Source organism: Imperialibacter roseus (assembly GCF_032999765.1).
Taxonomy (GTDB): Bacteria; Bacteroidota; Bacteroidia; order Cytophagales; family Cyclobacteriaceae; genus Imperialibacter; species Imperialibacter roseus.
The window spans coordinates 5,834,014-5,855,866 of the sequence record NZ_CP136051.1; the positions used below are offsets into that span (position 1 = coordinate 5,834,014).

20 protein-coding genes are annotated in these 21,853 nt (G+C 47.0%); 1 reads left to right on the forward strand and 19 read right to left on the reverse strand.

The features are described from left to right. Positions 1-43: 43 nt before the first annotated feature. From chrA to RT717_RS24525, 7 genes are all read right to left on the reverse strand, one after another. Positions 44-1,237 carry a chromate efflux transporter gene (gene chrA / locus RT717_RS24495; RefSeq protein ID WP_317488966.1) on the reverse strand — a complete coding sequence of 398 codons (1,194 nt, stop codon included), beginning with the start codon at positions 1,235-1,237 and terminating at the stop codon, positions 44-46. Positions 1,238-1,244: 7 nt separating this feature from the next. Continuing rightward, complete coding sequence (locus tag RT717_RS24500; RefSeq protein ID WP_317488967.1) at positions 1,245-2,216, reverse strand: isopenicillin N synthase family dioxygenase; 972 nt, start codon at positions 2,214-2,216, stop codon at positions 1,245-1,247. 110 nt (positions 2,217-2,326) lie between these two features. Continuing rightward, complete coding sequence (locus RT717_RS24505; RefSeq protein ID WP_317488968.1) at positions 2,327-2,785, reverse strand: DUF4399 domain-containing protein; 459 nt, start codon at positions 2,783-2,785, stop codon at positions 2,327-2,329. Between the two features lie 88 nt (positions 2,786-2,873). Next, positions 2,874-3,566, reverse strand: coding sequence for a DNA repair protein RecO (gene recO / locus RT717_RS24510; RefSeq protein ID WP_317488969.1), 693 nt, complete (start codon positions 3,564-3,566; stop codon positions 2,874-2,876). A gap of 4 nt (positions 3,567-3,570) precedes the next feature. Beyond that, positions 3,571-5,853 (reverse strand): type IX secretion system anionic LPS delivery protein PorZ, encoded by a 2,283-nt coding sequence (gene porZ / locus RT717_RS24515; protein WP_317488970.1) that lies wholly within the window; start codon positions 5,851-5,853, stop codon positions 3,571-3,573. Next, complete coding sequence (locus RT717_RS24520; protein ID WP_317488971.1) at positions 5,783-6,382, reverse strand: thymidine kinase; 600 nt, start codon at positions 6,380-6,382, stop codon at positions 5,783-5,785. Before RT717_RS24520 ends, porZ begins: the two co-directional genes overlap by 71 nt. Before the next feature lie 6 nt (positions 6,383-6,388). Next, on the reverse strand, positions 6,389-6,712 hold the full coding sequence (locus tag RT717_RS24525; RefSeq protein WP_317488972.1) for a 2Fe-2S iron-sulfur cluster-binding protein: 324 nt from the start codon (positions 6,710-6,712) through the stop codon (positions 6,389-6,391). Positions 6,713-6,742: 30 nt separating this feature from the next. Between RT717_RS24525 and RT717_RS24530 the strand changes: the two genes are divergently transcribed. Further along, on the forward strand, positions 6,743-8,035 hold the full coding sequence (locus RT717_RS24530) for a hypothetical protein (RefSeq protein WP_317488973.1): 1,293 nt from the start codon (positions 6,743-6,745) through the stop codon (positions 8,033-8,035). A 9-nt stretch (positions 8,036-8,044) separates the two neighbouring features. Here RT717_RS24530 and rodA read toward each other — a convergent pair whose 3' ends face one another. From rodA to RT717_RS24590, 12 genes are all read right to left on the reverse strand, one after another. Continuing rightward, complete coding sequence (gene rodA, locus RT717_RS24535) at positions 8,045-9,322, reverse strand: rod shape-determining protein RodA (protein WP_317488974.1); 1,278 nt, start codon at positions 9,320-9,322, stop codon at positions 8,045-8,047. Then, positions 9,291-11,123, reverse strand: a complete 1,833-nt coding sequence (locus RT717_RS24540) for a penicillin-binding transpeptidase domain-containing protein (RefSeq protein ID WP_317488975.1) — start codon at positions 11,121-11,123, stop codon at positions 9,291-9,293. The genes rodA and RT717_RS24540 overlap by 32 nt, the downstream gene beginning before the upstream one ends. Continuing rightward, positions 11,120-11,644, reverse strand: a complete 525-nt coding sequence (locus RT717_RS24545; protein WP_317488976.1) for a rod shape-determining protein MreD — start codon at positions 11,642-11,644, stop codon at positions 11,120-11,122. The genes RT717_RS24540 and RT717_RS24545 overlap by 4 nt, the downstream gene beginning before the upstream one ends. Beyond that, entirely contained in the window at positions 11,637-12,479 is an 843-nt protein-coding gene (gene mreC, locus RT717_RS24550; RefSeq protein WP_317488977.1) for a rod shape-determining protein MreC, read from the reverse strand. Before mreC ends, RT717_RS24545 begins: the two co-directional genes overlap by 8 nt. A gap of 7 nt (positions 12,480-12,486) precedes the next feature. Continuing rightward, positions 12,487-13,515 carry a rod shape-determining protein gene (locus RT717_RS24555; protein ID WP_152001377.1) on the reverse strand — a complete coding sequence of 343 codons (1,029 nt, stop codon included), beginning with the start codon at positions 13,513-13,515 and terminating at the stop codon, positions 12,487-12,489. A gap of 86 nt (positions 13,516-13,601) precedes the next feature. Then, complete coding sequence (gene purH / locus RT717_RS24560) at positions 13,602-15,128, reverse strand: bifunctional phosphoribosylaminoimidazolecarboxamide formyltransferase/IMP cyclohydrolase (RefSeq protein WP_317488978.1); 1,527 nt, start codon at positions 15,126-15,128, stop codon at positions 13,602-13,604. A gap of 83 nt (positions 15,129-15,211) precedes the next feature. Next, a complete protein-coding gene (gene purN / locus RT717_RS24565; RefSeq protein ID WP_317488979.1) occupies positions 15,212-15,781 on the reverse strand; it encodes a phosphoribosylglycinamide formyltransferase in 570 nt (189 codons plus the stop codon). 5 nt (positions 15,782-15,786) lie between these two features. Further along, positions 15,787-16,668 (reverse strand): geranylgeranylglycerol-phosphate geranylgeranyltransferase, encoded by an 882-nt coding sequence (locus RT717_RS24570; RefSeq protein ID WP_317488980.1) that lies wholly within the window; start codon positions 16,666-16,668, stop codon positions 15,787-15,789. A 48-nt stretch (positions 16,669-16,716) separates the two neighbouring features. After that, positions 16,717-17,520, reverse strand: coding sequence for a Rossmann-like and DUF2520 domain-containing protein (locus RT717_RS24575; RefSeq protein ID WP_317488981.1), 804 nt, complete (start codon positions 17,518-17,520; stop codon positions 16,717-16,719). Continuing rightward, a complete protein-coding gene (locus RT717_RS24580; protein ID WP_317488982.1) occupies positions 17,520-18,812 on the reverse strand; it encodes an aminotransferase class V-fold PLP-dependent enzyme in 1,293 nt (430 codons plus the stop codon). Before RT717_RS24580 ends, RT717_RS24575 begins: the two co-directional genes overlap by 1 nt. Positions 18,813-18,883: 71 nt before the next feature. Further along, on the reverse strand, positions 18,884-21,418 hold the full coding sequence (locus RT717_RS24585; RefSeq protein WP_317488983.1) for a heme lyase CcmF/NrfE family subunit: 2,535 nt from the start codon (positions 21,416-21,418) through the stop codon (positions 18,884-18,886). 13 nt (positions 21,419-21,431) lie between these two features. Next, a complete protein-coding gene (locus tag RT717_RS24590) occupies positions 21,432-21,848 on the reverse strand; it encodes a cytochrome c maturation protein CcmE domain-containing protein (protein ID WP_317488984.1) in 417 nt (138 codons plus the stop codon). Positions 21,849-21,853: the final 5 nt, after the last annotated feature.

The window sequence follows — 21,853 nt, forward strand, 5'->3', positions numbered from 1 at the left end:
GCTATTTGGCATGAAGACCCTGGGTACAAGCACTCAGGGTTTTTTATTGGCCTTTAAATACAAAACCCAGCGCAAAGCCAATAAGAATTATAATGGGGCGGGGCATTTTGCTGAACTGAAGTACCAGAAAAGTAATGATGATCACCAGAATGTTGAGGAGGTTTTGCTCAAGAGGCTGGTAGAGCAAAAAAGCTGCCGCCACTACCATGCCCGCACTGGCGGCGTTGATCCCCTCTAGCGAAGCTTTCACAGGCCGGTACTTTTTAAGCTGGTCCCAAAACCTGGATACGAAGAAGATCAGGAACGTGCCTGGGAGAAACACACCAATGGAGGCAATAACCGCACCCATTATTTCACCGCTTGTCCCCCATTCCCGCAACGTCAGCGCACCAATAAAGGCACTGAAGGAAAAGGTAGGGCCGGGAATGGCTTGCACCAGGGCGTAGCCGGAAAGAAACTCCTCGGAACTTAGGTATCTCTTAAACTCAACAAATTCTGTGTAAAGAAAAGGGACAAGCACCTGACCGCCGCCAAAGATGAGGCTTCCGTTCCGGTAAAAGTTCTCAAATAGCCTTATAGGCAGCGTAATGGCCTGGTATTTTGTGGCTGCGCCAAGTAGGGCTGCAAATATCAGCACCCCTCCCCAAAGGAAAAAGTTGGCCCATACGATGTTTATCTTTTGACGCTCTTCTTTTTCGTGCCTTTTGTATTTGGTGGAGGAAATCACCCCACCTGCAAGCAGAAGTACAGGGAACAAATAGGGGGAGCTGATAAAATAGGAGATTACCGCCGACCCAATCGCTAAAAAGATGCTCGTCCGGCTTTTTACCACCTTGCCCCAGATAAGCACAGCAGAATAAGCAACGAAGGCAATCGCCATGGGCTGGATGAATCGGGTAAAATGGAGGCTGAGCTCTTTCACCTGCAGGCTGTTGATCAGGATGGCGGCCGCTGTCATAACAGTCACGGCCGGCAAAATCCAAACCAGCAACGTCAGATAGGCCAAAGGCGGCCCTCCTCTTTTGAAGCCTATGGCGGTGATTGTTTGGGTGGAGGTGGGGCCCGGTAGCAGGTTGCACAGCGCATGCAGCTCAATCAACTCCTCTTCTGTTAGATATGCCCTGAGCTTCACCATCCTGTCGAGAATAATGGCAAAGTGTGCTTGTGCTCCACCAAACGAGGTTATGGCGAGAATGAAAACGTCTTTGAGAAAGATGAAATTGCGAATATTGCGCATGGCAATACTATTTCTTGAGGCCTATTTCAGCCAGCCTCTGGTGGAGGAATGCTCCGGCTGTCATGTCATCGTATTTTTTAGGATGTTCGCTGTCAACACAGCTTTCCAGGCAGGTGAGATCCATGTCGGACCGGGGATGCATAAAAAACGGAATCGAATACCTTGAGGTATGCATGAGCTCTCTGGGAGGGTTTACTACCCTGTGGATAGTGCTTTTGAGCTTGTCGTTGGTCAACCGGGCAAGCATGTCACCTACGTTTACTACCAACTGCTCAGGTAGTGCCGTAATTGGGATCCACTTTCCGTCACGCCTTAACACCTGGAGGCCATCGGCGCTGGCTCCCATCAGCAACGTGATAAGGTTGATGTCGCCATGTTCGGCGGCCCTTACTGCATCGGCGGGAATGGCATCCGGATTCTCAATAGGAAAATAATGGATGGGCCTTAGAATACTGTTCCCATTTTTCACCTTTGATTCAAAATAGTCTTCATCGAGCTCAAGATACAGTGCAATGGCCCTGAGCATCGCCCTTCCTGCGTTCTCAATAGTTCTGTAAGCCGTCAAGGCGATTCCTTCGAATTCAGGAATTTCTTCAGGCCAAATATTATCTGGATACTCTTCTTTAATAGGGTCGTTGTCGGTTACTTCCTGGCCGATATGATAAAATTCTTTTAAATCACCGGTCGACCGTCCTTTCGCATGCTCTTTTCCCTTGGAAATATACCCCCTTTGACCGGCCAGCTCCGGCTTTTCATATTTTTGTTTTACTGTGTCAGGTTCGTCAAAAAACTTCTTAATGATGCTGTAGAGCTTTTGCTGTAATTCATCTGTCAAGCCGTGATTTTTGATAGAAACAAAGCCTATGTTGTTGTATGCTTCCCCGAGTTTCTCAACAAATTTTTTCTTTTTTTCAGCGTCTCCGGAAGTGAAATCAGCCAAATCGAGAGAGGGAACTGCATCAAATAGAACCTGGGCCATAGTTGCTTGTATTTTGTATAATGATAGTGAAAAACGAAAAAAAAAGCCACCATACTAACTTCCAAGTCACGTAGACTAAGTATGGTGGCTTTTTAGCTATTTTTTTGAAATTACTTCACGGTAATCTTAATGCTGGTGGCCATTTCAGGGCCATACGATGTGTGAACACCGTCAGCGAATTGTAGCGATATAGTGTAGTCGCCCGGAGCAAGTTCAAGCTGCGTGTCAGTCTGGCCTTTGCCAAAGTGAATGGTTGAATCACTGGCAGGAATTACCTCGCCTTTTGGCCAAAACTCCTGATTGATAAGTATATGATGATGGCCAAAACCTTCTTTAACCTGTCCTGCCGGTTCAATCTGCATGCCTTCCACACCCATTTCCACAAATACTGGGTTGCTTACCGTAGCTCCGTCGGCAGGAGATTTGAAAAACACCCGGGGCTTAACTGCTTTGGCAACAGTTTCTGTTGCTTCCGGAGTGCTGGCTGTTTCTTCTGTGTTTTCCGTTTTTGGACTAGAGCATGCATATACACCAAATGCTACCATAGCTCCTAAAAGAATTTTTCTCATAATTGACAATTTTTGTTGATTCGTGTAAAATTATAACTCTTACTACGAAATAACCATCATAGCAGCAAATAGATTCGTGAGGAGACGCTTAATGAAGAATTTGTCGTAGGACCTCCACCGACTTGAGTGAGCCCAGGGTACCAAGGTGGTGATCGTAGAAGCTGATGACATTTTTCAGAGCCTCTCTTTTAACCTCCAGGGTGGTTTTCATTTCGTGAGCGTAGGGAGCGTTGTACAAAAACTCAATAAACTCCAACACCTCTTTCGAGAGCAGATCACTTTTCGTCAGGTGATACACCTGCTGGTACAGGTCTTCGGAGTTGACCAGGTCGAAGCCCAGGTATTGCGTAAACTTGACAAGAAACTGTAAATGAAAGCTTTCAAAATTGGCAGTCAGCGTATCGAACGCTTGGAGGGATTTTGCTACGAAATCAAACTGACCGGCATGGTCATGCTCATTTTCTCTCACGATCTTGCTCAGGACCTCACCTAAAAAGATACCGATAGTTGTTTTTCGTATTTCAAAGGGAATATGTTGATACGGATAAAAACACTTTATTTCTGAAATACGATTGAGTTGCGCTCCGTCTTTATGATAGATGACCAAATCCAATAACGTGAGTGGCTGGTATAGCGCCATCTTTCCTTTTGATTTGGCCGACCTTACACCATTGACGATGTAGGACTGCAAACCAAAATCCTCAGTGTAAATGCGGGAGATAATGGATGTGTCCCGGTATTTGATGTAGTTGATAGCGATGCCCCGGGTTTTCTGTAGCATGGCTCTAGTTGATTACAGCAATTTTGCCAACTACCGACTGACTGCCATCTCTGGTGGCAGCAAACACAATGTAAATGCCCGAAGCAACCCTGGCTCCGTTGTAGTCGGCCAGGTTCCAGGTTGCTGTTCCGCCTGTGCTGACCATTTCTCTGACCAGGCGACCTGCTTGGTTGGTGATTTTCACTACAGTATCGTAAGTAAGACCCTCGATAGCCACCACGCCATTGAAGCCAGGCCTCACAGGGTTTGGGAAGATTTTTGCCTTTTGCATGACCCTGCTTGGAGCTGTCGCCGTTGTTCTGTACGACACCAGGCCGCCAGAAGTAAGCACGAATAGTTCACCAGAGCTGCTGTTGATTGCCAGGCGCTGCACATTGTTGCTGGCCAATGGGCTGCTTTCTCTCGTAAAAGAGGTCAGCGTTCCTGCGCCATACTCGTCGAGAAGGAACAAGCCTTTGTCCGTTCCAATCCATTTTCTGTTCGCTCCATCTACTTCTATCGCCTGAATGGGTTCTTCGTTCAACACAAAGGCATTCTCCGCCACCGGGTAGGAGATCAAAAGGTCGACTGCGTCGAACACCTCGTAGGTGTTGGCCACGATGGTTAACCCCCTAGCCGTTGCCAGCCAGGTATAGTCGTCTCTGTCAAAGGCGAGGTCGGACACTGTCGAGGAGGGGAGGCCTGATCCCGTGTTGATGATTCGGTATTCTTTCGAGTCGGTGTTGAAAACTATTACACCGCTATTTGAGGAATGTGGCAAAATGCCCCAGAAATCGCCGTAGCTGTTTTGCTGAAGAGAAACGGCTGGCGGTGCTGTATTCGGGATAAAACTAAGAGGCTCCCAGCTTCCGTCGGCAAGCATCATCATGTACTTGTTGCTGGCCTGATTGGAGCAGATAATCAGGTTGTTATTTTGATCTACGGCCATGGCTGTAACTGGCACAAAGCCGTTGTTCGTCTGAATGAGGCTTCCTGGTGTTTGGTGGTTGATGAGCTTGCCAGAGCTGTTTTGAATAATTCCTTTTCCGTAGGCCAGGACATAAAAATCGACGGAGCCCCCTGCCGAAGCAACTGAAGAAGCATCCTTAAAAAGAGAAAGGCTACCCGGCTGAATGGGCTCCCAGCCCTGCTTTGTGAAAGCCGACACAGAAGCGTTTCGGTTAAAAGGAATGAGCCCATTGTACTCGAAGCCGCCGCCCAGACTAAAAACTGTATTGCCGATCGCCGAAACATCGGCAATGGTACTTTCGAACGGGCCATTCAACAAATAGTAGGCGATTCCCTCTGCCGTAGACTGGCCCAAACCATTTTTTTCATCTGCAAACCAGATGGTTTCGCCGTCGACAAAGGCGTCTGCCACCACTGAGCTGTTTCCAAGGGTAAAGGTAGAGGTTTGTCCGTTTACAGATCGTTTGGATAATTGATTTCCTTTCCCGTACAGCAACTCTCCATTTTGCAGCGTGAGAAACTCGGGTTTAGTAGTAAACGTGATTTCCTCCCAGCCATTTCCTTCATTCACCCAAAGCCGCCCTTGCTTGCTTGCTGCGTAGGAAATTTCCTCGGAAACTTCAATGAAATCGATTTGGCCCACCCCCTCAAGCGATCGCTTCCAATTGCGGAAGTCAAGCAGGTTAGCATTGGTTCGGTGGCCTGAAATAATGCCGGCTGTGGTGGCAAGCACAATGCTGTCTCCTTTAATGCCTCCGTCCAGAATGCCTACGGTTGTTCCGTTTCTTCCCAGCTCCCGATAGTCATTCACAACTTGAAATGAGTGCAAGTCAATTTCCAGCATGCCAAAGCTGGTAGTGGCGAAAAAGGTGCTTTCTCCGGCGAAGATACTGTTAATGACTTTACTGGAAGTAACGTTGGCACGCAGCAGGTCGTTGACATTGATCGTCTCAGACCCTCTGAGGATATCGATATTGCCGTTGGAATAGCCAATGAGAAGAGAGGCGCTTGACTCATGAGCCGCCAGCGCTGTGATACCCACATCACTTAAACCATTGGCTTTGGTGATTTTTCTAATGGCCGTACTTCCAGGGTCGACTTCTATCAAACTGTGAAAAGCGTTGCAGTAGATTTGTTCCTTTAACTTGACTACTCCATATCCCTGGTTATAATTAAAGTGGGTTCGCCACTGCCCTACCGGGATGTCGTTTTGCGCTTGAACGACGATAGCCAGCAGGAGAAGTACAAACGAGATGAGCGGACTTTTTCTATTTTTTATCATTACCCATGGCCTCCCAAAAGCATTTGCGGCACCTGGCTTCATAGGCTTCTTTTTCACCGAGCATTATTTTTTCTTTTCCGAGCGAAGTACGATAAGAATAAGAAGCAACGTCGCCACAGTTCATGCATATTGCATGGATTTTTGTCACAAATTCAGCAACAGCCATTAGTTGCGGCATGGAGCCAAATGGCTTGCCCATAAAATCCATGTCCAGTCCTGCCAGTATCACCCGCTTACCCTTATTTGCCAGCGCTATACTCACATTAACGATTTCGCTGTCAAAAAATTGAGCTTCGTCGATGCCTACCACCTGGCTCTCACCGGCCAGCAGAACCACATCGTCAGCAAACTGAACAGGGGTTGATCGGATGCTTCGGTCGTTGTGCGATACCACATTTTTATCATGGTATCTTTTTTCGATAGCTGGCTTAAATATTTCGACTTTTTGCCCTGCAATTACGGCTCGGTTCAGCCGCCGGATAAGCTCTTCTGTTTTGCCCGAAAACATGGAACCGCAGATTACTTCAATCCAGCCCGACCTGCGGCTTTCCCTTCCAGACCCTTCCAAATGTGGCTCTATTAGCATTTTTTGTTATCCTGAGTAGTCAATATGCGGGAATTTATTTTCATCCGCCACACTTATTTCAATATCGTTCGACACCAGGCACTGGCAGGCCAGGCGCTCATTGCTTTCGAGCCTGCCCATTTCCACATACCTCTTTTCCGCTTCGGTCAACCCGCCAAGCTGGGCCAGTCCTTCATGGACGATGGCCTTACAGGTTGTGCATCGGCCTTTGCCGCCGCAGGCGTGCATCCAGTCAATGTAGTTTTCCTGTAAAATAGAAAGGAGGGTTCGGCCACTATTTTCGCTGAATAGGCGTTTGTTATTCAGGTTTTGTATAACGATCTTGGGCATAAAACTAGCTTTGCAAAAGAAACAAAATATATGCGGGAGAGCAAACTGAATCATGAGGCTATAGAAGTGTTTGCTGAATTGTTTACAAAGAGAGCTTGTGATTCTTTCTTTGAAGGCACCGACACTATTTCGGGAAAGGAAATAGTGGATTTAACTCCTGTAAAGCAGGTGAATTACTTTGTGCTGAAAATTCTTTTTCGCAAGTGGCAAAAAGAGACGCTGCGCCTGCAGAGCCCCTATTTCAATTACAAAAATGAGGATGTTCGAAAGGCCCTTCTATCTTTTATGAATGCGCTTTCCCAGCAGATAAAAGTTAATAGGGTGAACTTTGAGCCGTTGCTACAGCAAGCTACCAGAGAAGCAATTTTACTGATAGTTTCTCCCTACGATTTCTTCAGAGAGGAGCTGACCGGGCACGAAAGCGGCAAGCTCAATGACAAGTACCTGAAAAACAGTTCAAAATACATCAAGGTCAATCAGGAAATTTTCGAAAGCTATGTAACACTTTTTGAGGAAAAAGCGGAGGGTGAGCTGTCGCATGACGCCGCCGTCGCTTTGCTAGATGAGCTTTTTGCTGCCGGAAACCTCTCCATAGAAAACCCCCAGGAATACGAGGAGAGGTTTAGCGAAGTAGCGCAGGTTGATTTCTCAACGCTTGTGGAGGAGGAGGACTTTCCAGAGCAAGATGAGGATGATGATACCGACGATGATTTTGATGAAAACATTGAAGACGATGAGGACGAGGGAGAAGGCTCAGAAGACGAGGAGGATGACAGCTCTACAATTGTTGAAGACAGGAGTTTGGCAGAGGCTGCTGACGGGGACGATGAGCTGATACGGTTTGTTGATGATGACGAGGAAGAGGAGAAACCCGCTTACGATGCTCTGGAAGAGGTGCAGGAAAGTCAGCCCGAGGAGGTCACGAATAAGGGATCTTTCGAGTTTTTGGGAGATGAAGAAAGTGACGATGACGCCGAGCCGGATGCTGCGCCGTTAAATAAACAGTTCTCGTCTGAAAAAACACCGCTCCATGAGCAGCTAAAAGCCGAGCAGAGACCTTCCTTGGCTGAAGTGCATCAGAGCCAAAAAATTGACAGCATTGCAGGAAGCATCACCGTTAATCAACGCTACATGTTTGTTAACGAATTGTTTGATGGCGACAGCGACGTTTTTCTGGCTGCAATGAAGAAAGTGGAGGGCTGCGACAGTTTCGACGATGCTGTTGAACTCCTTATCCAAACCTATTCCAAAAAGCTGGAGTGGGACATGAATGCTCCTGAGGTGAAGGAGCTCCTTAAAATCGTTTTCAAAAAGTTTCGTTAACAGTCTGTTTTAGGACCTCGTGAAGATCTGCATGCGGTGCGCATCCAGCTTCAAAAAGATAAACAGCAAGATGGTAAAGGCCCACAATGAGGAGCCACCGTAGCTGAAAAAGGGCAGTGGGATGCCAATCACAGGAAACAGGCCAATGGTCATGGCAATGTTAAAGGCAAAGTGAAAGAACAAAATAGAAGCTACCCCATAACCATATACCCGGGCAAATTTGGATTTCTGACGCTCGGCCAGCTGGGTAATTCGCAAAAGAAGCGCTAGAAAAGCGGCGATCAGAATGAGTCCACCAAACCAGCCGTGCTCTTCCCCAACAGTGCAAAAAATGTTGTCCGTACTCTGATCTGGCACAAAGTCAAACTTGGTCTGTGTGCCTTGCAGGTAGCCCTTGCCGAACAGGCCACCCGAGCCGATGGCGATCTTGGACTGAGTCACCTGCCAGCCAGCGCCGAGTGGATCAGCATTGGGGTCGATGAGCTGCATTACCCGCTTTTGCTGGTGGGGCTTCAGCACTTTGTTCATAATAAAATCGACACTTTGAACAAAGCCAAACATGAAAACAGTCGACACGATGACGACACCAATTTTTTTGATATTTCTACCCGACAGTGCTGCCGCCAACAAGCCAAGTGTTAGGAGTCCGATGATGAGCACCAACTTGTTCACCAGCAGTGTGAGAATGAACAGGAGCACAAAGGCAAAGCCTATCATGAAGAAGACAGGGCTTAACCCTTCTCGGTAAAGCACAATGATAAAGCAGGCAAACACCATGGCGGTTCCGGTGTCGCCCTGCAACAAAATCAGAGCGGCTGGCACAGCAATAATGCCCAGGCTCATTAGCTGCGTGCTAATTTTCTCGAACTTGATGGTTGGCTGACTGAGAAACTTTGCCAGTGCCAGCGCAGTCGCAAATTTTGCAAACTCCGACGGCTGGATGCCAAAATTCCCGATACCGAACCATGATTTTGAGCCTTTTACCTCGGATCCAAAAATAAGCACACTGACAAGCATCAACACAATGACGCCCAGTACTATGAAGGCGAATGAGTCATAGAACCTGAAATCAACAATACTAATGACAAGTATAATAAGGATGCTGGTGCTGATCCAAATAAGTTGTCGGCCTGAGTTAATGCTGAAATCAAAGATGCTAGCACCTAGTTCGTCGTCGTAAACGGCTGCATATATGTTCAACCACCCCAGAAGTACAAGGAGGAAATACAGAGAGACCGCCAGCCAGTCAAACTGGTTAGAGGTTAAACTTAGCCTTCTCGTCCGCATCTAGAAAATCTCCTTTTAGTACGTAGGGTTCCATTCTCAATTTTGCCTTTTCTCCCTTGAGGTATTTTTCGATAATAAGGCCGGAAATAGCTGCCGCCGCTCTTGCGCCCTGGCCTGCATTTTCTACATAAACCGATACCGCAATTCGTGGGTTATCCATTGGAGCAAAAGCAATGAAGGCCGAGTGATCGGGGCTATTGGCATTTTGCACTGTGCCGGTTTTGCCGCAGACTACAATGTCATCAAGTTTTGCTCTGTATTGGCCCGTACCATGTTCTACCACATTGTGCATGGCTTCAACAGCAATGTCAAAATACTCCGGGTTGATGCCGGTGTGGTGCTGCACTTCGTATTCCGGCCTTGGCTTGCCTGTGTCGCTTATTGCTTTTACTAGGTGGGGGGTGTAGTAGTAACCACGATTGGCCACAGTGGCTGTAAAATTTGCCATTTGCAGTGGAACGACCAGGTTCTCGCCCTCGCCTATCGCAATGGAATAAATGTTAGAGTACTTCCATGGTTGATTATTGTAAGCCCTGTCGTAGTAGGCCACGTTGGGTACCATGCCACCTTTTTCATTAGGCAAATCTATTCCCAGAGTGCTGCCAAAACCAAAGTTGGCTACCCTGCCCCGCCATTTTTCAAGACCTATTCGGGTATCTTCATAAGTATCCCTGGACACATCCTGATTCACCACTCTTTTCAACACCTGATGAAAATAAGGATTACAGGACATGGTAATGGCGCCCAGCAAATTCTCGGATGGGCCATGATAATGGCACCCAATCACGCTCTGGTTACAGGCAATTACCGTATTGGGAGTAATTACTCCTTCCTGCAAGCCAATCATGGCCTGCATGATCTTAAAAACCGAACCAGGTCGGTACATGGCCATCAGAGGCCGGTTAAAAAGAGGAACCAGGCTGTCTTGGGAAAGCTTTGTAAAATTAGCTCCAAAATCCCTGCCACTTAGTACTGCCGGATCGTACGATGGACCAGACACAAAAACCAGGATTTCCCCGGTCGCTGGCTCAATGGCCACAATACTTCCCACTTTTCCGGCTAGAAGCTTTTCCGCATATTGCTGAAGCTCAATGTCTAACGTTGTTGTGATGTTTTCGCCGGGGATACTTAATGTGTCATACAACCCGTTCTTGAAGCTGCCCTTGTCAACCCCACGAACGTTAACAAGTTTGTATTTCACCCCTCTTTTGCCTCGTAACTCTCTTTCATACGATAGCTCAAGGCCACTAATGCCGATGTGGTCACCCTGGCTATAGTAACCAGTGCGATCTGCGTCCAGTTGCCTCTTGCTTATCTCACCAGTATAACCCAGAGCGTTGGCGGCACTTTTTGTAGTGTAGCCCCGCACTGTTCTGGCCGACACGTAAAATCCGGGAAAGTCGATGAGGTAATCCTGTGTTTTTGCAAATTCTTCCGGCGACAGAAGGTTCACAATTTTTGACGCTTTGATCGGGCTGTATTTTCTCGCTGCATTAAGGCGGTCTATCAAATCAGCTTTAGATATGTTGAACAGGCGGCAGAACTTTGCGGTATCCAGGTTTTCGATTTCCTTGGGCACACCCAAAATATCGTACACCGGGCTGTTGTACACCAGCAGTTTGCCATTGCGGTCATACACTTCACCTCTGTAGGGGTACTCAATTACCTTCTGAATGATATTACTATCGGCGGCGCTTTTGTAGCTGGTGTCTACAATTTGAATAATGAAAAGCCTGACTAGCAGTATAACGCTCACCAGCACCATTCCAGTTTGAATATATAGTTTTCTGCTGTCGTTCATAGCCGACTACCTTTTTGAGGCATTCTTATATATAGTATGATCAAGCTCACCACAAGTGTGAATATTGAACTCATAGTGGCTTTACCTAAAGTTACCCAAAACATTCCCAGATTTCCTGCTTCGATAAAGAAAAGCGCCACATGATGGATAAAGATCAGGGGAATAAGGTAGGATAGCACCCATCCCCAACCCAGTTCGGCGGCCGATATCTGCGTTCCGGCGTCATATCCTCCGCCCGGAGTCAGTATTCTGATGAGTCCTGGCCGAAGGTACATTATTAACACAGCACTGGCCGCATGAATTCCAGGCGTGTCATAAAAAGTGTCAATTGAGATTCCGTACAGAAAACCAGTAGCCATTAAAGCGATGGCAGATACCTCAAGTGGTATAAGGAGTAAGGGTAGGATATAGATGAAGCAAGATGAATAGTTGCCCAAAACCAGGTTCTTGAGTACAGTTACCTGAAGCAATCCAAGAAAGATAAATGAAGCGGCCAGACTTATGTAATTGCTTCTATTCATAATCTGGAATAGTTACTTGTTCGAGTGAGTCTTTTTCTTCTGCCAACAGGTTTTTCACCACATACACGTACCTGAGACTGTAAAAGTCGGTAGCTAGCTTCACCTTAACGGTGTAAAAAGTGGCGTCATCAGAAATAGTAAATTCTGAGATAGTGCCGGCCTGATAGCCTTCCGGGAAAATGGTATTGAACCCGGAAGTAACAATGGTGTCGCCCACCTGGAGGCTTACGTGTCGGGGAACGTATTGCAGATCAGCGTAAAGGGCGTCTCCTGACGTCCAGCGCAAAGTGCCATACACCTGATTTCTTTTGACAGCTGTAGATATCAAAAACTCGGTATGCAACAGCGAAATCACTGATGAAAAATGCTTCGAAGAATATTTTACTTTGCCTACAATTCCCTGTGGGCCTACCACTCCCATGCCAGGTAGTATTCCGTCATCCGAGCCTTTGTTGATGGTCAGGTAGTTGTTGACCCTTCTGGTGGAATTATTGATGACTTTGGCCGCTATCATTTCATACACATGATTGACTGAGTCTATTGACACAGAGTCAATCCTGATTGGGTCTATTCCTTTAGGGGTTTGATTCAGCAGGATTTCGTGCAATTGACGGTTTTCCTCGGCCAGTTGGGCGTTTACCTTACCCAGAGAGAAGTAATCCGATATGTTGGATGAAATGTTCAGCACATTGGCAGCCAGCCGGTTGGACGAGTTGAAAAACTTCGCCCCCAGATAACTTCTGTCGTTTAAGACCAGCCAAAAACTTATTACCTCTAAAAACAGAAAGGTTAGAAAAGCCCTATTTCGGTAGAGAAATTGGAATAATGAATACATTCAATGGTTAGGTCATCAAAACCGCTTTGTATGCATTAAGATTTTTCAAGGCAAGGCCGGTTCCTCTCACAACAGCTCTTAATGGATCATCTGCAATGTGAATAGGAAGTTTGGTTTTCATGGCCAGGCGCTTGTCGAGACCTCTCAGCAAAGCACCGCCACCCGTCAGGTGAATACCATTGTCGTAAATGTCAGCAGAAAGCTCCGGCGGAGAAATCTCCAATGCTTTAAGCACTGCTTCTTCAATTTTGGATACGGACTTGTCGATGGCGAAAGCGATTTCAGAGTAAGAGATCTTGATCACTTTTGGAATGCCCGTCATGAGGTCACGGCCTCTGATTTCAAAGTCTTCCGGTCCTTCGTCAAGCTCTGTCAATGCAGAACCGACTTCTATCTTTACTCTTTCTGCCGTACGCTCACCAATCAGCAGGTTGTGCTGACGGCGCATGTAGTCGAGGATGTCTTTGTTGAAGGTGTCGCCGGCAACCCGGATCGACTGGTCGCACACAATGCCCGAAAGTGCTATAACGGCAATCTCGGTGGTACCACCCCCGATATCAACAATCATTGAACCAACAGGCCGTTCAATATCAATGCCGATACCGATGGCCGCAGCTATTGGCTCAGGGATCATGTACACCTCTTTGGCGCCTGCGTGCTCGGCGGAGTCACGCACAGCTCTTTTTTCAACTTCAGTAATGCCCGAAGGAATACAGATGACCATCCTGTGGGAGCTTGGGAAAAACGACTTGCCGCCCTGATGGATCATTTTGATCATGCCCCTGATCATGTGCTCAGCAGCATGGAAGTCGGCGATCACACCGTCTTTTAGCGGACGGATAGTCTTGATGTTTTCGTGAGTTTTTTCATGCATTTGCATGGCTTCACGACCTATCGCTAATACCTTGTTGGTGTTTTTGTCAATGGCAATAATCGAGGGCTCGTCAACTACAATTTTGTCCTTATGAATAATAAGGGTGTTGGCCGTGCCCAAGTCTATGGCTATATCGCTGGAGAAAAAATCTAAGAATCCCATTGTTTATTTTAATTCGCTCAATTACGCTGAAAACGTGTCGAAAATACAAATTTGAGACTAATAATCTCGTTGTGTTTTAATATTAATCAATGTTTGAAATGGCGATACCCGGTAAACACCATAGACAGACCATGTTGGTCGCAATAATCGATCGACGCCTGGTCTTTGATAGAACCACCTGGCTGAATAACCGACACAATGCCTGCCTTGTCCGCAATCTCTACACAGTCGGGAAAAGGAAAAAAAGCATCAGACGCCATAACTGCACCCTTTAGGTCAAAGCCAAAACTTTTGGCCTTTTCAATGGCCTGATTAAGTGAGTCAACTCTGGATGTTTGTCCAACACCACTCGCCAATAGTTGGTTGCCTTTGGCGAGCACAATAGTATTGGATTTGGTGTGCTTGGCAAGCTTGCTGGCAAACAGCAACGCATCTATTTGCTCACCGGTGGGCTCGGCCTTTGTCACCACCTTAAGATCCTTTTTGCCATCGGTATGCAGGTCACGATCCTGCACAAGCACGCCATTCAAAATGGTTTTCGCCTGCTTGGTTGTGTCGATGCCAGCCTTTTGCTTCATGATGATTCTGTTCTTCTTTGATTTAAGCAGCTCTAATGCAGCCTCATCAAAGGCGGGAGCAATCAGCACCTCAAAAAACAGCTTGTTTAGTTCCTCTGCCGTTTCCAGGTCAATTTTTTTATTGGTTGCCAGCACGCCGCCAAAGGCAGAAACAGTGTCGGCTTCAAATGCTTTCAGATAGGCCTCTTTCACAGTCGAAGCGACAGCCACGCCACAAGCATTGGTATGCTTGATGATAATAAAGGCCGTCTCTTTCGGGAATTCTTCCACAAGGGAAACAGCTGCATCAATGTCCACGAGGTTGTTGTATGAAAGCTCTTTGCCGTTGAGCTGATCAAACATTTTGGCCATGTCGCCATAGAAAACGCCCTTTTGGTGAGGGTTTTCGCCATATCTCAGGGTAGTGGCTTCGTCTTCCGCTATACGCAACGATGGAATTTCGTCGTCCTGATTGAAGTAGTTGAATATGGCCGTATCATAACCCGAGCTTATTCTGAAGGCATGGGCCGCAAATTTCTTTCTGTCAGCTTCGGAGGTCTCACCCTTCTTCTCTTCAAGCAGGGCGCTTAAGTTTGGATAGAGGTCTCTCGAAGCCACTATGGTAACGTCGTGGAAGTTTTTGGCCGCCGCCCTGATGAGCGAAATGCCTCCAATATCAATTTTTTCTATGATTTCCTCTGAGGTTCCGCCTGCTGCCACTGTTTCTTCAAATGGATACAGGTCAACAATGACCAAATCGATGGATGGAATTTCAAATTTCCCGGCCTCTTCAATATCAGAATAGTTGCCTCGGCGGTAGAGAATGCCGCCAAATATTTTTGGATGGAGCGTTTTTACCCTGCCCCCGAAGATAGAGGGGTAGGCTGTGAGCGACTCAACTGGTGTAACTTTTATGCCGAGCTTTTCAATGAATGATTGGGTGCCTCCGGTGGAGTATAACTTTACACCCAGCGAGTGAAGTTGACGGATAATTGGCTCAAGGCCATCCTTGTAATAAACTGATATTAAAGCAGAAGTGATTTTTTTTTGACTCATTTACGGCTAGGAAAATTAAGGTGCAAAGCTAATAAAATTTGCCTGCGTGAGGCATTGTTGGCTTGAAAAAAACCCTGTGTTTTTTACTGAACCACCTGATCGTGTATTACTTGAGGAAAATAGGCGTATTCAAGCTGATGAATTTTGGCAGCCAGGCTTTGCGGCGTTTCGTCCTTTTCTATGTCGCATGATGCCTGGAAAAGGATTTTGCCTTCATCATATTTTTCATTCACCAAATGGATAGTAATGCCGCTGTCCTTTTCACCTGCCTGAATTACGGCCTGGTGAACTCTGTCGCCATACATGCCTTTGCCACCAAACTTGGGCAGCAGTGCCGGGTGTATGTTGATGATTTTGTCAGGGAAAGCTTTGATGAGATTGCCAGGAATAAGCCAAAGGAATCCGGCTAGAACCACCCAGTCAACGCTGTGAGCTTTCAGTACTTCCAGCACATTGTTGTTTTCGTAAAAGTCAGGTCTCGAAAAAACATGAGAAGGAATTCCCAGTTTTTTGGCTCGTTGAAGTACTCCCGCATCCTTTTTGTTTGAAAGGATGAGCTTAACAGCTACGTCGCTGTTGCCTTTGAAGTGGTTGACAATGTTTTCTGCGTTTGTTCCACTTCCGGAGGCAAATATGGCCAGGTTCTTTTTCATAATTTTTAATTCGCTGCAAAGAAAGCCATACTGATGATACCACTCAGTATAAACAGCTTACAAAAGGTACTCAGGTTGGCAAATTTGTCTTTGGTATCGGCTCGTAAGAAATATAGGATAAAGAGAGCGGCCGGAATAATCATCACCATGAAGTAGGTATTGAGCACTTCGTTTTCTGCCTTGAAAACGAAGTAGAATATACTTGCAACGAAGACGATAAGGAGGAGGAAAACGAATTGCTTTGTTTTGCGAATGCCCCACACAATGGGAAGCGTCTTGCAGCCGAATGTTTCGTCACCTTTCAGGTCTTCCATGTCTTTGATGATTTCTCTTACCAGCGTAATGCCAAAGGCAAAGTAAGCATAGGTGAAAATCAGCCAGTTTTTTTCTCCAAAGAGAACCGCTACTACGAGAACCGACACGCCCGTAAGCAGGGCAATGCTAAAGTTGCCAACAAAGGGAAGTCGCTTGAGCTGGTTAGAATAGAGCCACAATGTGAACGCAGAGAAACAGTGGATGAGCCCGATCCAGGGAGAAAGAAAAAAGCCGATGAGTATGCCTGCCAGGTTAAGCCCCAGCTGCCAGATCATGGCAATTCTGCGCTTTAGAATTCTGCCTACGATCACCCGCTCGGGCTTGTTGATGTAATCGATTTTTACGTCGTAGTAGTCGTTGATGATGTAGCCAGCCGCCGCAAGCATGAGTGTGGAGCTGGTGAGCCAAAACAGGCCTGGGTGGGTGAAAATGGCCCATAAACCGTGTGTGGAGGTCGTAAGAAAGAGGGCCGTCATGTATTGAGTGAGGGCAATAATAAGCAGGTTAGGAAACCTTGTCAGCCTGAAAAGACCGGTGAATGAGAAATTCCTGGGCCGGGACGACTTTGCCATTTTCTCCAATTAAGGTTCAAAGAAAGTGCAGAACCGCTGGATTTCAAACTACACGTCCGACTCATATTTGCTGTCGATGATTTCCTGAGAAATCATGCGGTACATTCTTTGCAGCGATTCGTTATCGGCTAGAAGTAAGGTCTGAGCATCGATAGTGGTAAAATCTTCTCTTGCCGCCGGGCCGGTTTGAGCATTTTCAGGCCCGATTTCAAAAGCTTTGCGAATGGTTTCTACTACAAGAGGTTTCAGTATATCCAGAGAAATGTCGTCTTTTTCCAGCACCCGCTCGGCCGACCTCAGCATAAAGTTGGTAAAGTTGCTGGCAAACACTGCTGCTACATGCAGGTTCTTCCTTTCTTCCTCCTCCATGAACACCGGCTCTGCCCCTATGGACGCCACCACACGATTCAGAATTTCCAGGGTGTAGTCGTTCGAGCCTTCAATAATCACCGGAAGCTGCGAAAAGCTGATGGCTGCACCATGGCTAAAGCTCTGAAGCGGCCACAACACGCCGAAGTTTTCAGCGGCAGTCACTTCCAGTATGCTCATGGGAGTGGCTCCGGACGTGTGGACTATGATGGCCTCGTCGGGCAGCACAATTTCTGTGGCCACCTGTTCTATGGCTTCGTCGGGCACGGCAATAATGAAGAAATTGCAGTCGCTGTCAGAGAAATCGAGGCTATTGACCAGCTGACTTGAATAGAGGTTGTAGGCCAGCTTCTCCGCTGATTTCTGAGAAGGGTTGAAAATTTCGGCAATCCGGTGACCGCCTTTTTCCAGGGCCATTGCCAGTTGCGTGCCCAGCCTGCCCGAACCGATAAGAGCTACTCTGAAGGAAAACCGTTCTGCCATTAACTGTCCGCTATTTTGTGTATTGCGGCAGCTAATTTATCTAATTCACTGGTAAGTGTATACACGTGTGGCGTTACTCTTACTCCTTTGATGTTTTCCCACACAATACCCACCACGTGGATTTTGTAGTCATTGAACAACCGGGTAGCGATTTCCCCAGGCTCCTTGCCCTCAATGGCGAAGTTTCCAAGGGCGCAGCTAAAGTCGGGTTTGAGAGAAATGTTGAGTTTGACTTTCGGGTGGTCTTTTACCTTTTCGCACCAATAATTTTTGAGGTGCCGCAACCTTTCTTCTTTTCTTTTTGGGCCTATGGCATTGTGAAAATCGATGGCCTGACCAATGGCCTGCTCTGGAGCAAAGGAGCGGGTGCCAAGGGACTCGAACTTGCTAATATTATCACCCCTGGGGTTATCGTTAGTGAAAATAGGCCAGATTTCAGTGATGCGCTCTTTTCTCAGGTAAAGCATGCCGGTGCCAAATGGAGCACAAAGCCATTTGTGGAGGCTGGTGCCGTAGGCATCGCAGCCAAAATCGGGTACTTTGAAGTCCATATGGGCAAATGTGTGCGCACCGTCCACTAGTGAGAAGATGTTTCTTTTTTTCGCTTCTTCACAAAGCCTCTTCACAGGCATGATCTGCCCGTTCCAGTTGATCATGTGAGTGATGTGAAAGACTTTGGTTTTAGGGGTCACAGCATCTGTGAAAGCCTTTACTACGTAGTCAGCATTTTCCGTGGGCATGTCCAGGTTGAGCCAGACTAGCTTGATACCGTCCCTCATTTCCCGCTGCTTCCAGGCATTGATCATGTTGGGATAGTCCTGCCTGGTAAGAATCACCTCATCGCCTTTTTTCAGATCCATGCCGTAGATGACCGTATCCAGGGCTTCGGTGGCATTCCGGTTGATGGCTATTTCGTCAGGGCTACACCCTGCTAAATTTGCCAGTTTTTCACGTAGAGGCTCACGACCCTGGTCAAGGATTCCCCACATATAGTAAGACGGCGCTTCGTTGCTGAGGTGATAATAGCGGTCGTTGGCTTCCTGCACCACTTTGGGCTGGGGGCTTACACCACCATTGTTGAGATTGATGATGGAGGGGGATACGGTGTATGCCTGGCGTACTGCTGCCCAGGAAAGCTCGTCTTCTGCTGCCGTAATAGGGTCAAGGGATTGCAGCGACTTCAAGCCATCTGCCACCTCGAAAGAGGCAGCTTTTGCCGCCATACCTGACAAAGACAAAGCACCGGCAGCGGCACTCATTTGCCTGAAAAATGATCTTCTGGATGCCTTCATAGGTCGATTGATTGTTCACCTATGAAGGTAGTAAAATTGACTTGATTGTTAAACGACTTTACTTGAGTGGCTTATTCCTCCTGACCCTTGTCTCTCATTTTGATAAACTCGACGTAGCGCCTGCGAATGGCCATGGCAAAACCAAGTACCATAATTAGGGTGCCTGTCCAAAGGACGTTGATATAAGGCTTAACAACAGCCTCCAGAATGACCCACTCTTTTTGTGTGGTGTTGATACCAAAAGTGAAGCTATTGCTTTCAGGATGGACGTTTAGGAAAGTGATTTTTGAAGCGACATCCTTCACCTCCTCAGGTATCAGACCGATCATTCTGTCTTTGATCAGGTAAATAGGCTCCACAATATAGTCTTCATCGGCTCCACTAATAACAATTCTCGCCTTGATTGCCACGTCTTCCAGCCCCAATGTCACTTGCGGAATTTCCGTTATTCTTTCAATGCCCTGCACCCTGGCAACGAAGTCGTTCACAAAGAAAGTTTCGCCGACCTTTACCGTCACTTCTTCCATTTCGCCCCATTCTGTCTCTGATTCAGGATCCGGAAAGGTTCTTACGTGGGTATATAAATCGGAGGTAAGAGTCCTTTTGATATCCGGAGAATAGACCTGCATCCCCATCGACTCGTTGATTTGGAACCTGGGGTATAGGGTAAATTTCTTGCCGTCGCTTTTCGAATATTCAATTTCGAAGAAACTGTTTTCAGGGTTGTCAAGAACCAGTGTATCTCCTTCGGAAAAATATTTCTTCCCATTCCATTCAATGTCTTTTCTGGCGACCACTTTGCGCTGATCTCCAAAGGCCTCAATAGCGCTGGTACTTACATAGCCAGGAAAGCCATCTATTTCTTTTCGGAGGCCTTTATAATTTAGAGAATAGTCCCCCATTTGCACGGTTTCATGCTGAAACAGCAGGAGATTCTTTGTGTTCATTTCCTCCGGAAAGTCCTTATTCCAAATCATTCCGGTGTTGTTGAGGGAAATGATCCTGGAGTAGCCAGAAGAAAAAAGGACACCCACCAGCATCATGGCGATGCCAATGTGTGCCACGGCTCCACCTGCCAGTTTGGGGCTCGTTTTCAGCAACGAAAAAAGAATTTTTCCATTAGCAACGATGGAATAGATGCCTGCGGTAAGCAAAAGAATGTAGGCTGGCTCGGTGACTTTAGCCACGACAATAATTATTCCGGAAGCCAGCAAAGAAATAACTGCGGGATAAAAGAGAGATTCTTTCAGCTTTTGTTTGTCTACTTTTTTCCACCAGAAAAACTGCCCTGTTCCTGAGAGCAGGGCCAGGATAACTGCCAGCCAGATTTGCCACTTGCTGTAGAAAGCGACCTGATCTGCCGGGGGTGCTACATTGGAGATGCCGCCAAACAGCTCAACAATGGCATTCCATACAGGGATGGAAGTAGGTATTATCACTTGAAAGGCCATCACACAAAGCGTGGCGGCACCCATGAAAATCCAAAACTCTCTGGAGTAGGTGGAAACTTCCTCTTCGGAGGTGGGGATCTTGCTCCAGGTTTTGGCCAAAAGCCAAACAGATAGCACTGTAAATGTTAGAAGATAGACAAGGAGCTGGCCGGAAAGCCCGAGATCAGTAAAGGAATGGACAGACGAGTCTCCAAGTATGCCGGAACGGGTAAGGAATGTAGCATAAAGTACTAAGATGAACGTAGCAATGGACAGCACCATGGATGCCTTCAGTGCGTTGTTACTTTTCTTGAAAGTGATCATGGTGTGGATGGCTGCCACCAGCACCAACCATGGCACGTAGATGGCGTTTTCCACGGGATCCCAGTTCCAGTAGCCTCCAAAATTTAGCGTTTCGTAAGCCCAGTAGGCGCCCATCAATATGCCAATGCCAAGTGTGACTGCCGAAAACAGTGCCCACGGCAGTGCCGGCCTGACCCATTCTTTGTATTTTCCTATCCAAAGCCCAGCCATGCAATACACAAATGGGATAATAGTGGTGGCAAACCCGAGGAACAAAGTTGGGGGGTGAATGACCATCCAGTAGTTCTGAAGCAGGGGGTTGAGGCCTGAGCCATCTTTGGGAACGAAGTCTGGGTTGAGCTGGAAAATCGGTGCATTCATTGCCTCACGCAGCAAAATGAACGGCGAGCTTCCAAACTTTACATTGAAAATAACGACCCCAAGGATCATTGACAGGAGGAAGGCTTGCACAGCAGCGAAAACGGCCATGATGGGTGCTTCCCAAAACTTGTTGGTATTGATCAGGATCGCTCCAAGAATGACATGCCAGAATGCCCACAGCAGGAAGGAGCCTTCCTGGCCGTTCCAAAATGTGGCAATCTGATAGTAGACCGGAAGCTCAGCAGAGGAGTGGCTCCAGGCATAGTGATACTCAAAATAGTGGCTGTTGATGATGTAAAAGAGAGATGCAACGATGCCAAATACGGAAGCGCCATGGATATAAAAGGCGATGCGTGCATAGCTAAGCCAGGAAGGCTTGGCAATTTCATCGGAACGCTGGGCTTTCCAATATGAAAATGCGCTGATGAGAACAGAAACAAACGCTGTGATCACTAAAAAGTGACCTAAATTACCAACAAAGGTATGTATCATCTACTTTTCGGGCTTATCTGACCTCTCCAACTTTTATTTCATTCTCCTGATATTTTGAAGGGCACTTCATCAGGATTTTGTCGGCAATGAATTTATTTTTCTTGTAAGAGCCCACCACCACTACCTGCTCCGACCTGAGAAAATCCATGGGCATGGGCTGGTTGTAAATCACTTCCTGTTCAAGATTGTTTTGATCAACCATGATGAAGGAGAAGGAGAGCATATCGGGGCTGGTTTGAATACCAACTGGCTGACCCTGCTCGTCTTTTTTTAGGGCTCCCACCACATGGATCATGTTTGCGTTGCCTTTTTCGGCTAGCTCCTGGGCTTCTCCAAAGCTCACATAGGTGCTTGCGTCACCTGCTGTGGAAACAATAACCATGACAGCCACAGCTATGATGATGATTCCGAATATGTGCGACTTTTTCATTGACT

Bases quoted from the DNA above. Each gene is read 5' to 3' on its own strand.
- chrA (WP_317488966.1), bottom strand. From the start codon at position 1,237: ATGCGCAATATTCGCAATTTCATCTTTCTCAAAGACGTTTTCATTCTC.
- RT717_RS24500 (WP_317488967.1), bottom strand. From the start codon at position 2,216: ATGGCCCAGGTTCTATTTGATGCAGTTCCCTCTCTCGATTTGGCTGAT.
- RT717_RS24505 (WP_317488968.1), bottom strand. From the start codon at position 2,785: ATGAGAAAAATTCTTTTAGGAGCTATGGTAGCATTTGGTGTATATGCA.
- recO (WP_317488969.1), bottom strand. From the start codon at position 3,566: ATGCTACAGAAAACCCGGGGCATCGCTATCAACTACATCAAATACCGG.
- RT717_RS24520 (WP_317488971.1), bottom strand. From the start codon at position 6,382: ATGCTAATAGAGCCACATTTGGAAGGGTCTGGAAGGGAAAGCCGCAGG.
- RT717_RS24525 (WP_317488972.1), bottom strand. From the start codon at position 6,712: ATGCCCAAGATCGTTATACAAAACCTGAATAACAAACGCCTATTCAGC.
- RT717_RS24530 (WP_317488973.1), top strand. From the start codon at position 6,743: ATGCGGGAGAGCAAACTGAATCATGAGGCTATAGAAGTGTTTGCTGAA.
- rodA (WP_317488974.1), bottom strand. From the start codon at position 9,322: ATGCGGACGAGAAGGCTAAGTTTAACCTCTAACCAGTTTGACTGGCTG.
- RT717_RS24540 (WP_317488975.1), bottom strand. From the start codon at position 11,123: ATGAACGACAGCAGAAAACTATATATTCAAACTGGAATGGTGCTGGTG.
- RT717_RS24545 (WP_317488976.1), bottom strand. From the start codon at position 11,644: ATGAATAGAAGCAATTACATAAGTCTGGCCGCTTCATTTATCTTTCTT.
- mreC (WP_317488977.1), bottom strand. From the start codon at position 12,479: ATGTATTCATTATTCCAATTTCTCTACCGAAATAGGGCTTTTCTAACC.
- RT717_RS24555 (WP_152001377.1), bottom strand. From the start codon at position 13,515: ATGGGATTCTTAGATTTTTTCTCCAGCGATATAGCCATAGACTTGGGC.
- purH (WP_317488978.1), bottom strand. From the start codon at position 15,128: ATGAGTCAAAAAAAAATCACTTCTGCTTTAATATCAGTTTATTACAAG.
- purN (WP_317488979.1), bottom strand. From the start codon at position 15,781: ATGAAAAAGAACCTGGCCATATTTGCCTCCGGAAGTGGAACAAACGCA.
- RT717_RS24570 (WP_317488980.1), bottom strand. From the start codon at position 16,668: ATGGCAAAGTCGTCCCGGCCCAGGAATTTCTCATTCACCGGTCTTTTC.
- RT717_RS24575 (WP_317488981.1), bottom strand. From the start codon at position 17,520: ATGGCAGAACGGTTTTCCTTCAGAGTAGCTCTTATCGGTTCGGGCAGG.
- RT717_RS24580 (WP_317488982.1), bottom strand. From the start codon at position 18,812: ATGAAGGCATCCAGAAGATCATTTTTCAGGCAAATGAGTGCCGCTGCC.
- RT717_RS24585 (WP_317488983.1), bottom strand. From the start codon at position 21,418: ATGATACATACCTTTGTTGGTAATTTAGGTCACTTTTTAGTGATCACA.
- RT717_RS24590 (WP_317488984.1), bottom strand. From the start codon at position 21,848: ATGAAAAAGTCGCACATATTCGGAATCATCATCATAGCTGTGGCTGTC.